11 protein-coding genes and 1 pseudogene are annotated in these 15,011 nt (G+C 59.2%); 4 read left to right on the forward strand and 8 right to left on the reverse strand.

The annotated features are described in order from the left end of the window. Positions 1-50: 50 nt before the first annotated feature. Positions 51-2,417, reverse strand: coding sequence for an ATP-binding protein (locus tag AWB69_RS14600; protein WP_062085812.1), 2,367 nt, complete (start codon positions 2,415-2,417; stop codon positions 51-53). A 497-nt stretch (positions 2,418-2,914) separates the two neighbouring features. Between AWB69_RS14600 and AWB69_RS14605 the strand changes: the two genes are divergently transcribed. Then, positions 2,915-4,285, forward strand: coding sequence for an MFS transporter (locus tag AWB69_RS14605; RefSeq protein ID WP_062085813.1), 1,371 nt, complete (start codon positions 2,915-2,917; stop codon positions 4,283-4,285). 480 nt (positions 4,286-4,765) lie between these two features. On the opposite strand, the gene AWB69_RS14615 is transcribed toward AWB69_RS14605, so the two are convergent. Continuing rightward, positions 4,766-5,722, reverse strand: a complete 957-nt coding sequence (locus tag AWB69_RS14615) for an SDR family oxidoreductase (RefSeq protein WP_062085815.1) — start codon at positions 5,720-5,722, stop codon at positions 4,766-4,768. Positions 5,723-5,812: 90 nt separating this feature from the next. Here AWB69_RS14615 and AWB69_RS14620 point away from each other — a divergent pair, with 90 nt between their 5' ends. Then, a complete protein-coding gene (locus AWB69_RS14620; protein ID WP_062085817.1) occupies positions 5,813-6,742 on the forward strand; it encodes a LysR family transcriptional regulator in 930 nt (309 codons plus the stop codon). 22 nt (positions 6,743-6,764) lie between these two features. Here the strand turns inward: AWB69_RS14620 and AWB69_RS14625 are convergent, their stop codons facing one another. From AWB69_RS14625 to AWB69_RS14640, 4 genes are all read right to left on the reverse strand, one after another. Further along, entirely contained in the window at positions 6,765-7,979 is a 1,215-nt protein-coding gene (locus AWB69_RS14625; protein ID WP_062085818.1) for an O-antigen ligase family protein, read from the reverse strand. 570 nt (positions 7,980-8,549) lie between these two features. Continuing rightward, positions 8,550-9,869: an ATP-binding protein gene (locus tag AWB69_RS14630; RefSeq protein ID WP_062085822.1), complete on the reverse strand. Its 1,320-nt coding sequence runs from the start codon at positions 9,867-9,869 to the stop codon at positions 8,550-8,552. Further along, entirely contained in the window at positions 9,866-10,606 is a 741-nt protein-coding gene (locus tag AWB69_RS14635; RefSeq protein WP_062085823.1) for a response regulator, read from the reverse strand. The genes AWB69_RS14630 and AWB69_RS14635 overlap by 4 nt, the downstream gene beginning before the upstream one ends. Before the next feature lie 126 nt (positions 10,607-10,732). Further along, complete coding sequence (locus AWB69_RS14640; protein WP_062085924.1) at positions 10,733-11,104, reverse strand: GFA family protein; 372 nt, start codon at positions 11,102-11,104, stop codon at positions 10,733-10,735. Between the two features lie 182 nt (positions 11,105-11,286). Here AWB69_RS14640 and AWB69_RS14645 point away from each other — a divergent pair. Continuing rightward, positions 11,287-12,101: pseudogene (locus AWB69_RS14645) on the forward strand (epoxide hydrolase N-terminal domain-containing protein). Positions 12,102-12,158: 57 nt separating this feature from the next. Here AWB69_RS14645 and AWB69_RS14650 read toward each other — a convergent pair. After that, complete coding sequence (locus tag AWB69_RS14650; protein ID WP_075643918.1) at positions 12,159-13,079, reverse strand: PTS sugar transporter subunit IIA; 921 nt, start codon at positions 13,077-13,079, stop codon at positions 12,159-12,161. Positions 13,080-13,199: 120 nt separating this feature from the next. Next, positions 13,200-13,640 carry a hypothetical protein gene (locus tag AWB69_RS14655; RefSeq protein ID WP_062085824.1) on the reverse strand — a complete coding sequence of 147 codons (441 nt, stop codon included), beginning with the start codon at positions 13,638-13,640 and terminating at the stop codon, positions 13,200-13,202. Positions 13,641-14,031: 391 nt separating this feature from the next. On the opposite strand from AWB69_RS14655, the gene dapA reads away from it, so the two are divergent. Further along, positions 14,032-14,904: a 4-hydroxy-tetrahydrodipicolinate synthase gene (gene dapA, locus AWB69_RS14660; protein ID WP_062085928.1), complete on the forward strand. Its 873-nt coding sequence runs from the start codon at positions 14,032-14,034 to the stop codon at positions 14,902-14,904. The last annotated feature ends 107 nt before the right edge of the window (positions 14,905-15,011 follow it).

A 15,011-nucleotide genomic window follows, 5' to 3' on the forward strand; every position in this document is an offset into this window, starting at 1 on the left:
ATCCTTCCGGGGTTCAACCGATGCGCTTCTGCTTGGGTTCGTTGTGAGTGCTAGGCTGAAACTTCGTCGGCCTCGCGTTGCGCTTGCGCTCCGCTACCGTCTACGGCGACGTTGTCCGGTAAGCAAACAACCGTTTCGAAGCGGCGGAATTCCGCACCCGCATGATCATCGGTAAAGCGCAGCTTGATGCTGCCGTCTTTGCGCTTGAGGAAGTCGCGCACGGCGTCCATGCCCACGCCACGGCCCGACACTTCCGTGACCTGCTCCGCCGTCGAGAAGCCCGGGCGGAAGATGAGGTCGGCAATCTCCTCGTCGCTGGTCTTGTCGTCGCTGCCAATCCAGCCGCGCTCGACTGCAATATTGCGAATCCGCCTCAGGGCGAGGCCGCGGCCGTCGTCTTTCAGCGTAATGCGGACTGTGTCTTCCGCGAGACTCATGTCGATATCGATCGTGCCGCCCGCTGTCTTTCCTTGCGCCACGCGCGCCTCGGCCGTCTCGATGCCGTGGTCCATCGAATTGCGCAGCAGATGCATGAACACGTTTTTCAACACGCCGCTGGCGTGACCATGCAACCGGGTGTTGTTGTCACGAATACGTACCACGGGCGCTTCCTTGCCCAGTTCCTTCGCGAGCGAGGGGAGTGAGTCGAGCACACCGGAGAGCACCTGGCCAAGACTTTCAGTTCCGAGCAGGCGCAAGGTCTGATGCAACGCGTCGCGCATTTCGATCAGGTCGCCGGGAGTGCCCACATTCATGGCTTCGAGCTGACGCAGGCTTTCCTGAATATGTTCGATATCGATTGTCAGGTACCGTTGCGCGTCACCGCCCTGGCCAGGTCCCTTGCGTCCCAGGCTGACCTCGTTGATCTCGGCGTAACTCTCGACCACTTCACGTACGCGAGCCAGTTCCTGTGCAAGGCTTTCCTGATCCCAGGTCCGCTGCGCGTCGGGCTTGCGCAGTTCGTCGTAGCTCTGCTCGGTCTCGTGAACAATGTCGGTCAGGTACTGGAGGCTGTAGGTACGCGCGTTGCCCTTGATCGTATGCATGTTGCGGAACAGTTCGGCAATGGCGGCGCCGTTCGCCTGGCGGTGCTCGCGAATGATCCGTTCGTTCTCGCTGATAAAGGTGGTTGAGCTTTCGATGAAGTGGTGGAACTTCTCCTGGTTGATCGCGAGGATTTCACCGATCATTTCCAGCCTGCGTTTCTGCTCGGTCGTTTCCGCAGCCAGTGCGCGCAACTCCGTGACGTCGCGCACGCACAGCATCAGGCGCACGATGGTGTCGGTTTCGTCGGTGATGGCGGACCAGCTGAGGTCAAGAATTTTCACGCGGCCGTCGGGCATGCGCTTCGCGGTTTCGTGTACCAGCAGGTGTTGATTGAACTCGAAGTTGATGCTGTCTTCGCCGAGGCATGCATGGCTGGCTGCGTCTACTTGCGAGAGCACGTCGGCGCCAAGATCGGTGTCCGAGAACACCAGGTCCATGAGGCTGCGGCCGGCAATGTCCTTCGTTTCGAAGATCGCTTCAAGATGCGCCGAGTACTCGGCATGGACAACGGCCCCGGATACGACCGTCAGGATGCCCTGTTGCATGTTTTGCAGCATGGCCTGGATGTCTGCGGTCTTCTGCGTCAGCAAGGCCGAGTTCTCCTGGATCTTTTCGATCATGCCGTTGAACGCGACAATAGAGTGGCCGATCTCGTCCATCCGTCCCACCGGCACGCGGCGCGTGAAGTCCTGGCTGGAGGCAATCTCGCTCATCATGGCCTGCATGCGGCTTAGCGGTTGCGTGATCTGGCGGTAGAGCAGGGAACCGATCAGGCTCAGCAGCACGATGGCGACACCCGTCACAATGGCGATAGCGGTCGTTGTTGTCGCGAGCGTGTGGTTCAGCGCGGTGATTGCATCGTCCTTCTCGCGGTTCTTCTCAATGCGAAGGGTCTCGACTATGCCTTCCAGTTCGTCGCGATACTGCGCCACGTTGGCGAACAAAAACGCTTGCGCGAGCTCGTTCTTGCCCGCGGCTTTCATCTTTGCCGTGTCATTGATCGCCGAGAAGTAGTTCTCGAGGCTGTCGTTAGCTTGGCTTACCAATCCGACTTGTGCGTGGCTGTGCGCGTTACGTGCCTGGAAGGCGAGCGCTTGCTGCAGGGACGCCTTCTTCGCTTTCAATGCATCCTGCGCCTGGGCGACGACGTTGCCGTCCGGCGAATACACAAGCGTCATGGTGGCAAGTTGCACGTCCTTGACCTGCGAAACCAGGTCGGCGGAAGCCAGCGCGCTGGGCACCACGCCTTCGGTGACTTGCTTGACCTCCGATGCGCTGTGCCGCGTCTGGTAGACGGCGTAACCGCCGATCGCCGATAAGGCGACGAACATCAGGATGACCAATAGCGTAATGCGATGACGGATAGTCATTCGAGAAACTCCCCGGGCGAAACTGGCGTATCAAGGCCTGGCCAGGAACAGGCCGGCCTTGTGGAATAGGTGCTTCTTTTAAGAGACTCGAATAGTGTTGATTTAATGTTACTAATGCGTGACCGCTGAGGAAAAATAACGTTGTTTACCCTACTGGCCCTTGCTGGGCTTAGGTATTCGGTTATGCTTAATTACGCAAAATAATTAGTGCGAAAATAGCTCTAAAGTTTTATCAAATATTGCCGTTAATAGAGGGTTCGTTTTTACCGATGGGCGGATTTCGTCGTTCGGGCCGATTTAGCCGCGTTCTCTTTGAAACTGATTTTTGTGCGTGGCGAATAACCACTTGAGCGCGCCTCGAGGACCCCGGTGTGCCGGGTCAAACGTCACGCTAACGATTGCGAAGCATGCTGCCAGTCGTACCGGGCGCCACTGGAACCTCTAATCACTTAAATTGTCTATGTGTGATGTGGTCCTCTTTTTGGGGAGGCTTCCAAATGGCTGCCACGCAATCAGGGGCGATGCCCCTCTCCGATGAGGACGCCCGGCGTCAGTTGCGCCGCGCCGTCATCGCAAGCACGATCGGTACGACGATCGAATGGTACGACTTCTTCCTCTACAGTACGGTGACTGGGCTGGTTTTCGCCAAGCTGTATTTTCCGGAATCGGCCCCGCTCGTCGGCACCTTGCAGGCCTTCCTGATCTACGCCGTCGGCTTCGCGGCACGGCCGGTTGGCGCGGCCATTTTCGGGCACTACGGCGATCGCATCGGACGCAAGGCCACGCTGATCGTAACGCTTTTGCTGATGGGAATCGCCACGTTTGCCGTAGCCTTTGTTCCTACTTATGCGGTGATCGGCATCTGGGGCGCCGTCTTGCTCACGGTGCTGCGCTTCATCCAGGGTGTGGGCGTCGGCGGCGAATGGGGTGGCTCGGTCTTGATGTCGATGGAATGGGCACGCACCAACTCGCATCGCGGTTTTGTCGCCTCCTGGCCGCAGTTCGGAGTGCCGGTGGGACTGTTCCTCGCCAACCTGGCCGTGCTTGCCATGAGCCAGATCTCCGGCAGCGGTTTCCTCACATGGGGCTGGCGCGTACCTTTCCTCCTCAGCATCGTGCTGGTCGGGATCGGCCTCTACATCCGCGTGAATATTCTCGAGACGCCGATCTTCGCGCGGCTCCTGGCTGAGCGCAAGATCGAGAGGACTCCGATGCTCGAGGTACTGCGCCGCCAGCCGAAAGACATCCTTCTCTCGGCCTTTGCACGCATGGCCGAACAGGCTCCTTTCTATATTTTCACGGCCTTTGTCTTCACCTATGGCGTCACGACACTGGGCGTGTCACGCGACCTGCTGCTGACGGCGGTGCTGGCGGCTTCCGTGCTGGAGTTCTTCACCATCCCGCTGTTTGGCCACGTGTCCGATCTGATCGGACGGCGGCGGATGTATATGATCGGCGCCGCCGTCGTGGGCGTATTCGGCTTCCTCTATTTTGCGATGGTCGACAGCCGCGATCCGATGTGGATCTTCGTGGCCATTGTGCTCTCGCTGGTACCGCATTCGATGTTGTACGGTCCCCAGGCCGCTTTGATCGCTGAGTCCTTCACTGGGCGGCTGCGTTACAGCGGTGCGTCCATGGGCTATCAGTTGGCTTCGGTCATTGCCGGCGGCCCTGCGCCGCTGATTGCGACCGCGCTCTTCGCTTACTACCATTCGGGCTATGCAATCGCGGCTTATATCCTCGCGTGCGCGGTGGTCAGCCTGATTGCCGCTTCGCGGCTAGGTGACTACACGAACAAGGACATCTCGCGGGAATACGACGACGCGCGGACGAAGGGCGACAGCGGACATGCGAACCCGGCTACATGATCGATCAGCTCGCCGCTGCTTGCGTCAACACGCGCTTGGCGGTGTTGATGCGGCAGCGGGTGAACGCCCGTCGAGCTATAAGTAAAAGGAATCGCCACATCAGATATTTTCACTAGACGGGTATCGCTGGATTGAACAGACTTTGTCTCCAATCGCTTAGGCCAGTACACGAAGCCTGAGTACCTCACATAAGAAGCGCCTGAAGGCGCAAGCGTGTTGAGCGCCGCATCCTGAAGCACACGGGCAACGTGGTGGCGGCACGGCGTAACGTTCCAAGGTAATTGTCGCTATCAACAAGGACGCAGAGGCGCCAATTTTCAGCGTCGCGGACTATGGTCTGGTTGGCGACGTGTTTGATTGTGTTCCTTCGATAGTCCGCGAGTTGAACGCAAAGGTCAGGTTCGACGGCCCTGAAAAACGGTGATGACTTGTTGATTTTAAATTGCATGCTCTGACACCCAGTTCAATGAAGGCGTTGTTTTAGATGCAGTGCAGCGCGCTCAGCGTGGTCTTGACCGCCTCGTCCCAAGGCGTGTGCGGTTCCTCGCCAAGCGTGGTCAGCAGCGAAGCATTCTCCATGCGTATGGGCTCCTTCCACAAATAGCGCATCTCCCGCATCTCGCGGAACATCTGGGAGAATGGCGACATCAGAGGAAGGATCCACCACGGGAACGCGCGCACCTTTGCGGGCTGGCCGACCGAGCGTTTGATTGCACCGATCATTCGCGTGCCGTCGGCGTCCCAATGACCCCGCATGTGAAAGGCCGCGAAGACGGGCAGTCTGTCTTCCTGCTCGATCAGGCGCACCATGGTTCGCGCTACGTCGGGCACATAGGCCCACTGATGTCCAACACCGGACTTGCCCGGATAGAACATGGCGCGAACGGGTTTACCCGGTTTGACGAGACCCCCTGAAAACCAGCTATTGCCGGTACTGCCGGGGCCGAAAAAATCGCCAGCCCGGACGACAAGACTGCGTACGCCCTTCGAACTTGCCGCTTGCAGACGGCGCTCCAGCTCGGCGCGGATTGCTCCCTTGTGCGTGAGGGGTTCCTGAGGCGACGATTCGCGTAACACAGGGAACGCGTTCGGGCCGTAGTTATAGACTGTGCCGGGCAACACGATCCTCGCGCCTGAAGCGTGCGCCGCAGCAATGGTGTTGTCGATCATGGGGAGCACGAGTTCGGCCCAGTTGCGATATCCCGGTGGATTGACCGCGTGGAGAATGAGTTGCACGCCTTTCGCGGCGGCAATCACATCCTGACGATTCATCGCGTCGCCCTTGATCCATTCGAATCGATCGTCGCGGTTAGTCAGCGCCATGGGGTTGCGATGCAACGCGCGCACCTTCCAGCCACGCGCAGCAAGTTGCCGCGCCACTTCGCCACCTATGCCGCCGGTCGCTCCCAAAACCAGTGCCGTACGAATGTCTGTCATGTTTGCCTCCTGATGTCATGGCGATTATTCTTGCGCAGGCGGCAGTTAAATGAAATTATCGATACCAATAGAGCGGATATACATTTTTGTATGACTGAGACTGAACCTAGCTGGGACCTCTACCGGACTTTTCTGGGCGTCGTGCGCGAGGGTTCGCTCTCGGCGGCGGCGCGTGCGCTGGGACTGACGCAGCCTACGGTAGGACGTCATGTGGATGCGCTTGAACAAATCATGGGTTATGCGCTTTTTATCCGTACGCAACAGGGCCTTAGCCCTACGCAGGAAGCGCTGGCATTGAAGCCGTTTGCCGAAGCGCTGGAATCGAATAGTGCCGCGTTATTGCGGGCCGCATCGAGTCAGGGAGTGGGAGTCCGCGGCACCATCCGCATCACTGCCAGCGACGTCATCAGCGTGGAAGTACTGCCGCCCATCATCACTGCGCTGCACGCCGCTTACCCTGAACTGGTCATTGAACTGATGCCGTCCAACCGGATTGAAGACCTGCTGCAGCGCGAAGCGGATATAGCAGTCCGGATGCAACGGCCAAGCCAGGGCGTGTTGATTGCACGCCGGATAGGTGACGTCGAGCTTGGGCTCCATGCGCACAAGCGTTATCTCGAACGGCGCGGCAAGCCTGGGAATATTGACGACCTTGCTAACCATGCGTTGATTGGTTTCGACAAGGAAACCGCTTTTATTCGCAGCATGAAACCCCAGCTACCGGAGATACGCCGGGAAATGATGGCGTTACGCACGGACAGCGATCTGGCTTCGCTTGCGATGTTGCGGGCGGGTTTTGGTGTTGGCATGTGTCAGGTGGGGCTGGCTCGCCGGGACCCTGATCTGATTCGTCTTTTTCCCAAGAAGATATCGCTTCGGCTGGATACCTGGCTTGCCATGCATGAAGACTTGCGCGACAACCCGAGTTGTAAGGTCGCGTTTGCAGCCCTGGCTAAGGGACTGGATGAATACGTTCACTCGGCCTATGGAAAAGGCCTATTCCTTAACCTAAGTCCTTAAGCCGCTAACTCTTTTCCGGTCGTCAGCCGACAGCTTCCAACTCACGTTCAGCGGGCTTGGCGTCGACAGAATGCGGCGCTTCCCGATATCCGCCCGTTGTCGCGCCGAGCGTATTCAGGCGAATGGCGGATTGCCCTAACAGCCAGCCGCAATAGGACCAGAACATCAGCATGGTCGACTGCCACATGAAGTCATCGGTCAGATTCTTGGCGAGCATGCCCAGGATCAGCGCAAGGCCTGCGCGATACCACTGAGGATGAGTCAAGCGCACCGCGAAAAACTGGTAAGCGAGGCACCCCAAGGCTGCAAGCTGGAGGATCAGCCCCACAATGCCGACCTGAAGCAGCGTATTGAGAAAGAGGTTGTGCGCATGCGTGCGCACGTTGCCGTCCAGCTTGAACAGGTCGTCCGGGACCAGGCTTCCGTAAGCCAGCGAGGGTAGGGGTTTGCCAAAACCAATGCCTATCCAGGGGTGCTTGGCGACCTGACTTCCATAGAACTCCCAGATCCTTGGCCGCGCATCCGAGCGCATTGCCCGATTTATGCCGCTGACCACGCGCAGATGCTCGATCAACGTGACGGGTTTGGGCGCCGGCGCGCTTTCAATAGCCGCGAGTTGTAAATCAGGGGCGCGGGCGACCACGCGCAGAACCTCAGGTGTCGAACTGGACACTTGAACCGCGGGAGCGGCCACGCTGCCCACAGCGGGGCTCATGAGCCGCAGCTTGTTGCTGAACGCAACAGCCACCAACGTCACTACCAGCAGTGCGCCCAGTGCGGTCCATGCCCTTACGCGCTCGCGTGAAGAACGGGGCCACACCAGCACCACGGCAACCACGGCTAACGCAATCCAGAAGAAGCGGTTCAACGTCGCGCCGCCGATCACCACGCAAAATAGCACGCCCGTCAGGCCGCGAATTCTTGTTTCGGTCTTGGCGGCCATGGTCGCAAAGAGGGGAATGGCCATGAGCGCCAGCGTGCTGGAATGCCCGACGCGAGCGTAGAAATGCATCAGCCCCGGCTTGGGTGCGCCGGGGTCAAGATAGTGGAAATAGACAACACTGATCGCGGCCAGGATGAGGCACGTGGCCCATGCCACGTTCTGTAGCAGGCGCTGTTGCTTAAGCGGTGATTGTCCAACTAGCCAGAAGGCGTAGAACGCCGCTAGCGGATAAGCTATCTCGTCAAGCCATGCATGCAGGGTCGCGTCTGGATTGACTGACCACGCTGCGGACATCAAGGTCCAAAGCGCCCAGACGCCAAGCGCTATTAGCAAGGAAGAGGCAGGGAAATCGCGCTCGCGGGAATTTGTTAGCAAAGACTTAACAGCAAACGAAGCGACAATTGCTATAAGAATGCCGATGCCAATGTATTTAATGGCTGTCATATGGTCGAACATCCCCACGAATAACAGCACTGCGCATACAACGGACAGGGCTTCCCCGGCCCAAGATTGCAACCTCAGGTTAATCATTGCGATTCCGGAGTTTGATAATCGATCTGGTGGCGGCGAATTGTACGATAAGCGCTAATTTTCCGGGCCGATTGTGTCGCGGCGTAATAAAACAATCTTGCCGTAGAGACTGACCCTGATTGCCGAATGGACTTTCTTTTTCCTTTAACGGGTCGCTTTAGCTCCGGTCCTAATTTTTCTCCAGGCGCTTAGTGCGGCTGCAAGGTCACAAGAAAATGAATGCACCGTTCTTATCCATTCCATTGCGCTCCATTCCGCTGTCTTCCGTCTGATCAAAGGCGAGTGGCGTCCCTACGCTGATTTTTCTTAAGGAAGTCGTCGCGCTATCGGACCTTAGCTGACGCCTTTCAATAGAAGCCTGGCTTCCAGGCCACCGTCGGGCCGGTTGTGCAATGACAGCGCCGCGTCCATCGCCAAAGCGAGTTGCCGCGCAATCGCAAGCCCTAGTCCGGTGCCGCCGGTTCCCCGATTGCGCGATCCTTCCAGCCGATAGAACGGTTCGAACACCGCTTCCAGCGACTCAGCCGGAATACCCGGTCCGCGATCGAGCACCGAGACCGTCACGTGCCCATCCTCTGAGGCGGCGACCCTGATCTCAGCCGCGCCGCCAAACTTCAACGCGTTATCCACGAGGTTGCCAACGATCCGGCGCAACGCCTGAGGGCGCGTCACCAGCGCAGTGTCAATTCGCCCTTGCAGCGAGACTTCCTTGCCGGCATCGACATAGTCGAACACGAGGCTGTCGAACAGCGCGTCCGGGTCGATACGGAGAGGCGCCTCACTGGCGCCGTGCATGGTGCGTGCGTACGTGACGCCTTCCTTGACCATCGTCTCCATCTCCTGCAGGTCCTGCTGCAGCTTTGCTCCCTCGGGGCTGTCGTCCATCACGTCGAGGCGCAGACGCATGCGGGTAATCGGCGTTTGCAGGTCGTGCGAAATCGCCGCGAGGATCTGCAGGCGCTCGGTCATGTATAGCCTGATGCGATCCTGCATGGCGTTGAACGCCCGCGCCGCGCGCGCCACTTCGTCCGGTCCGTCTTCGGACAGGCGCTCCGCCTTCAGGTCGGGCCCCAGGGTATCGGCCGCTCGCGCCAAGTGGCTCAGCGGACGTGTCGCCAGCCGTACCGCCAGCCAGCAGCAGGCCGCCAGCACTACCAGTTGCAGGATGAGCAGCCACGACAGCCACGGCGACAACGGCGCACCCGGCATGGGGCGGTAGTCGATCGTCAGGGGCGTGCCGTCACTCAACTGCAGATGGACTTGCAGGCGGTCGGGTTCACCCGGGATGGCGTTGACCGTTAGCGGATAGCGCTTGCCAATACCGTCTGCAATGGACTGAGCCACCCTCGCTGAGAGCTGCGCATCAGGAGGAGCACCCGGGATACCCGGGCCGAGAATGAAGCTATAGCTGCGCCGCGCCAGCCTTGGCAGCCATTCGGCACGTTCGTTGGCAGGCAGATGATCGAGGAGCGCGACGGAACTGGTGACCTCGCGTTCGATGTAACCCATCATCACGTTGGTCATGGTCTGGTCCCGTTCCGTCACGGTGAGCCAGACCGACAGCGTTTGCACCAGTGCAAGGCTGACAAACAGAATCAGGGCAAGCCGCGCGAACAGCGTGCGCGGCCAGTGCAGCAACGCATTCAGTTTCATGGGTTGCCTTCGATCATGATCACGGCCGCTGAAAATACATAACCTTCGCTGCGCAGTGTCTTGATGTAACGCGGCTCGCGCGCCGTATCCTGCAGGCGCTGCCGCAAGCGGCTGACCAGCAGATCGATCGAGCGGTCGAACGGATCGGCCTGGCGGCCCTGGGTCAGATTGAGCAATTGATCCCGGGTGAGCACGCGCTGGGGATGATCGAGGAATACGCGCAGCAAGCGGTACTCCGCGCCGCTCAGGGCCACCATGGTGCCCTCGGCGTCGAGCAGATGGCGTGCGGTGGTGTCGAGCCGCCAGTCGCCGAAGCCGATCATCGGCGCGGTTTCCGTCACCTGCATGCCGGGCGGCAGCATACGAGTGCGGCGCAACACGGAGCGGATGCGCGCCAGCAGTTCGCGCACTGCAAACGGTTTGGCCAGGTAATCGTCGGCGCCCATTTCCAGCCCGACAATGCGATCCGCCTCCTCGCTGCGGGCGGTCAGCATCAATACCGGCACCGCGCGAAACTTGCCGGCACGCAATTCCCGGCACAGCACGAGGCCGTCTTCGCCGGGCATCATCAGGTCAAGCACGATCAGATCAGGCGCACCTTGCTCGAGGACCGCGCGCATCTGGCGGCCGTTGGCGGCCAGCGAAACGCGCATCCCGTTCTTCTCGAGATAGGTGGCAAGCAGTTCGCGGATACCGCGATCGTCGTCGACGATCAGCACGTGGTCGGCGTTTTCCATCAATGAATCAATCCCTCCGACGGTTAACGCGCACCTGGTTCACGTTGACAAGCGAACAGCGCACGGGGTGCGCCAGTTCCGCTGCCAATCCGCCCGCCAGGAAGGCGAGAATTGCCATGAGCCGTCTCATGCGTCTTCCACGACGGACAGGCTGGCGCCATTGGCGACGGCGGCTTCCAGCGTATACGGATCGATGCCTTCCAGGCAACCAATGTTGGCACGCCAGCGCCGCGGATCCGTACGCGTCTGGTGGAACGGATAAATGCCGCAATGCTTGCAGAAGTAGTGCTTCGCCGTGCGCGTATTGAACTGGTAGAGCGTTAGCGCTTCCTCACCCTGCAGGATCTTCAGTTCGCCCGCGGCGAACGCCGGCGTCATCAGCGCGCCCTTGCGCCGGCACAGGCTGCAATTGCAACGCGCAGCAGGGGCGACGGCAGTACGGACTTCAAATTTCACGGTCCCGCAATGACAGGATCCGTGCAGCAATTCGGTGCTCATGTGGTTCTCCGCAACAGGCATGGCTGCTTTATAGCCCAATACGCGCGACGCTTTGTATCGCAATGTATCTGGGCGGTCTCCTGACATACAACATTGCACCCAAGCCGCTTTGGCGACACAAGCGAGATACATCCGCACGGTCCAATACGCTCAACCAAGCGTTATCGCCAATCGGAGATTTTATGTCGGACAACACCGGTCCCCAATCGTCGTCTCGCCGTCGTTTTGTCAGTGTGGCCGCGGCGACCATTGCTGCGGGCTCATTGAGTCAGCTCGCCTTAGCAGAACCTGACCAGGCAATTACCGAAGTTGCCCAATCGACGAGCGGCGACAAGACCGCTATTCGTCCACTTCGTGTCCATGTCCCGGAGTCGCAACTGATCGATTTGCGAAGACGCATCAAAGCGACCAGGTGGCCTGAGCGCGAGACGGTCACCGACGACTCGCAAGGCGTGCCGCTTGCAATGATTCAGGAACTCGCGCGCCATTGGGCGACCGACTACGACTGGCGCAAGTGCGAGGCAAAACTGAACGCCTTGCCGCAGTTCGTGACCGAGATCGATGGGCTGGACATTCATTTCGTCCATGTTCGTTCGAAGCATGACAATGCTGCGACGGGTATGTGCAGCCGGCGGCGGCACTGACCTCGGCCGTGTTCGGGCGCTCAGTCAATGGAGAATCAGCAGGCGAGCTGACACGGGACGATGTGCTCGATGACATCACGCTCTACTGGTTGACGAACACGGGGATTTCCGCCGCGCGCTTTTATTGGGAGTCTCACTTCAACTTCCTGGCCGCCGCCGATGTATCAGTCCCGGCTGCCGTGAGCGTCTTTCCTCGCGAGAACTATCAGGCACCGCGGAGTTGGACGGAGCGTGCGTATCACAACCTTATCTATTACAACCGGGTGGATAAAGGCGGGCACTTCGCCGCATGGGAACAGCCGCAGTTATTTGCAGAGGAGGTTCGGGCGGGCTTAAGACCACTGCGCACATAACGAACCATATACCCGTTGCCGGCTGACCGGTCACCTCAACGTGACGGGCGTAAGAACCTATCGGCCTCTGCCGAATGATTTAACCGGTGCATGAGGACGACCGGACAGACCGGCATCCGGTGCGTTGTAGCCAACGAACAACTGGCACACGGCCTGTGCATCGACACAAGCATGGAGTTGCTCTCGAAAGTGGTGATCGCAGAAGCGCTGCGCTACGTCGGCTAGCAGATGCAGATGCGTGCTGTTGGCCGATTCCGGGACCAATAGCACGACCAGGTCGCTGACCGTATTTCCGTCAGGCGCATCAAACGGAATGGGTGTCGCCGGACGAACATACAACGCTATGGCCCGCCGCAGCCCCTTGATCTGGCCATGCGGAACGGCGACCCCCTGGCCCAGCGCGGTCGAGCCTAACGATTCGCGTGCCGCGAGGCCCGCAATCACGGTCGCCGCTGGCAGCCCGAAGTGGTGTTCACAGAAACGGCCAAGGTGCGCGAAGAGTGACTCCCGGCTGGCGACCTCCAGACCGAGCAGGACGTGATCCTGGGCGAGCAGTTGCGCGAGGGCGTTTCCAGGAGTCATGTCGTCTGATTGACCAGCCGGGTCGAGACTCGGAGGAGACACGGGATGCATCAAATCCCGCCAGGCCACGGTGGGAGTTTGAGGGATCTCAAACAGTTGCCCCACCTCGGCATCCGGCGCCAGATGCGCGACTCGCTGGATCGCTCCGCTCACGGCCTCCCTCGGGAGATAGAGCGACAGACGGACGCGGTCGGTTCCGTACAAAGGCACAAGGCGAATGGTCCACGGCTGCCCCGCACAATCACGGATCAGAGCCTGACGCAGCGGCGTGGCGTGTTGCGCGTCAAGCGTGATGTGCATCATCACATTGCGGCCAGGTGCGCGAGGTGGCCGATGCTGGGCCGGAGCCTTGCCCGATGAGAGAAGCGCCCGCAGGGCCGCCAATGTGTGCGTCATACCGCCCCCGTTTTTCGTTGCCTTTTTCAAGGCTAGCAAAACCGGCGTTAACGTTTCGTAAAAAGTTCTGTAAAAATCGCTGTCTCAACAATAGAAACCGACCTTGCTGAAGGGCAGACCCTACAGGCCGACCAGAGCCGGATTCAGCTCTATGTAAAGAACCACGAGCCATCGTTTCGGACAGTTGGCCGCGATATGCGGCGCCCGGTTCGTGGCGTTGACGCGTGCTATGTAGCCTCTGTCGCGAGCGAAAAGATACGCGCGCCGGGCATCTGCCTGAAACCAGAAGCCCACCATTGCACACGTCGTGAAGCTGAATACGGTAGCCGTGACAGGCGGCAAGCCGGGATCGACTTGTTGGGAGACATACATGAACACGGAGTTCAGGAGCTCATTGATAGCGCCGGCGATCAGAATGACTTTGACCGCTCCCCTCATGCGCATGATCCACTTCGTTGGCAGCATTGCCCTTTCGAACATGCCCGACGGTGCTTGATTGTGCTGCTTCACGTTTGCGTCATGCCGTCCCGGGCTTTTAGTTGCTGTGCGCTGCTTGGACATGAAATCTCCGGCGTCATCGGTCCATGGAAGTGTAGGATTCCTTCTTTATAGCAGGAAAAATTCCATAACTACTTGATGTTTACGCCGAATGTACGCAAACCCCGTCGGGTTTTACACCGTTTTTATTCGCACCGTCCCGCGCCTTGAAACACACTCGGAAACCCACGTTCTATACGCACGAATCGTGTTTTTTAACAGGACATTTACACCCGATCCTATAGGCTTCGTTTGATGCAATTGAATGGAACTCGAAGCAAATCATCATGACGTTCGAAGATGTCTCAACGAGCATTCACGTCGGGCAAGCAGTGCGCCCGGCAGAGGTTTCAAACGCGGTGAACCCATTGACTACTTTGCGTGCGGCCGGTCGCCGCGCGCAGCGGAGTTGATCATGGTGTCTGGAATATGGTTGCCTATTGTCACGCCGTTCAAGGATAAGCAAGTTGACGTCGACGCGCTCCAGCGCCTTGCCGAGCGCTATCTCAGCCAGGAGATCAGCGGGTTCGTCGCACTGGGAACAACCGGCGAAGCGGCGTTGCTCGATCACAGCGAGCGGCATAAAGTGCTGCGCTCCCTGTTCGAGGTGATTGGGACGCGCCTGACGGTGGTGGTGGGTGTCGGCGGCATGAATACGCGCGACATGGTGCAGGAAATCCGCGAGCTGGACCGCTGGGATATCGGCGGATACCTGGTCTCCGCGCCAGCCTACATCTGCCCTGATCAAAACGGCATTCGCTGGCACTTCGATGAGGTTGCGCGTGTCACCGAACGGCCCATCATTTTGTACGACGTGCCGCATCGAACCGGCGTCTCCATCGAGACGAGCACGGTTGAGCGTCTTATCGAACGTGCCAATATTGTCGCCATCAAGGCGTGCGCGCCGGCGACTTTCCAAAAGCTTGGCCAAATGCCGATCAGCTTGCTGTGCGGCAACGACGACGCCTATGTCGACTGCCTGATCGCCGGCGGATCGGGTGGCATCCTGACGAGCGCCCATCTTTTCGCCGATGTTCTTGCCGAGATCCATGAACGGGTTTTATCCGAGAGAACGGACGACGCTGTTGCGTTTTTCGAAGCGCTCAAGCCGGTCATCAAGCTCCTGTTCAGCGCACCCAACCCGGCCGGCGTGAAGGCGGCGCTGGCACTGGACGGCCTGATTGGAAGCGAGACGCGCCGGCCGATCATGGAAGCTTCAGTCACGCTCAAAGAGCAACTCCGGATCGCGCTTGATGCCTGCACCCGGCAGCTTTCGGTCATGGCCTGAACGCGACCTTTCCCTTTTTAAACATCCGGTCTCCGTTTGCCCCTGGTCGAAGCTTCGACCAGGCGGCAAGCGGTTTTAAGCGCGCTCAGCGCCGCAATACCATGGAG

The organism is Caballeronia udeis (assembly GCF_001544555.2).
GTDB lineage: Bacteria > Pseudomonadota > Gammaproteobacteria > Burkholderiales > Burkholderiaceae > Caballeronia > Caballeronia udeis.

What these genes read in the sequence shown, in the direction of transcription:
- AWB69_RS14615 (WP_062085815.1), bottom strand. Translation starts at nt 5,722, where the DNA reads ATGACAGACATTCGTACGGCACTGGTTTTGGGAGCGACCGGCGGCATA.
- AWB69_RS14655 (WP_062085824.1), bottom strand. Translation starts at nt 13,640, where the DNA reads ATGTCCAAGCAGCGCACAGCAACTAAAAGCCCGGGACGGCATGACGCA.
- AWB69_RS14605 (WP_062085813.1), top strand. Translation starts at nt 2,915, where the DNA reads ATGGCTGCCACGCAATCAGGGGCGATGCCCCTCTCCGATGAGGACGCC.
- AWB69_RS14620 (WP_062085817.1), top strand. Translation starts at nt 5,813, where the DNA reads ATGACTGAGACTGAACCTAGCTGGGACCTCTACCGGACTTTTCTGGGC.
- AWB69_RS14650 (WP_075643918.1), bottom strand. Translation starts at nt 13,079, where the DNA reads ATGACGCACACATTGGCGGCCCTGCGGGCGCTTCTCTCATCGGGCAAG.
- AWB69_RS14635 (WP_062085823.1), bottom strand. Translation starts at nt 10,606, where the DNA reads ATGGAAAACGCCGACCACGTGCTGATCGTCGACGACGATCGCGGTATC.
- AWB69_RS14625 (WP_062085818.1), bottom strand. Translation starts at nt 7,979, where the DNA reads ATGTCCGCAGCGTGGTCAGTCAATCCAGACGCGACCCTGCATGCATGG.
- AWB69_RS14630 (WP_062085822.1), bottom strand. Translation starts at nt 9,869, where the DNA reads ATGAAACTGAATGCGTTGCTGCACTGGCCGCGCACGCTGTTCGCGCGG.
- dapA (WP_062085928.1), top strand. Translation starts at nt 14,032, where the DNA reads ATGGTGTCTGGAATATGGTTGCCTATTGTCACGCCGTTCAAGGATAAG.
- AWB69_RS14600 (WP_062085812.1), bottom strand. Translation starts at nt 2,417, where the DNA reads ATGACTATCCGTCATCGCATTACGCTATTGGTCATCCTGATGTTCGTC.
- AWB69_RS14640 (WP_062085924.1), bottom strand. Translation starts at nt 11,104, where the DNA reads ATGAGCACCGAATTGCTGCACGGATCCTGTCATTGCGGGACCGTGAAA.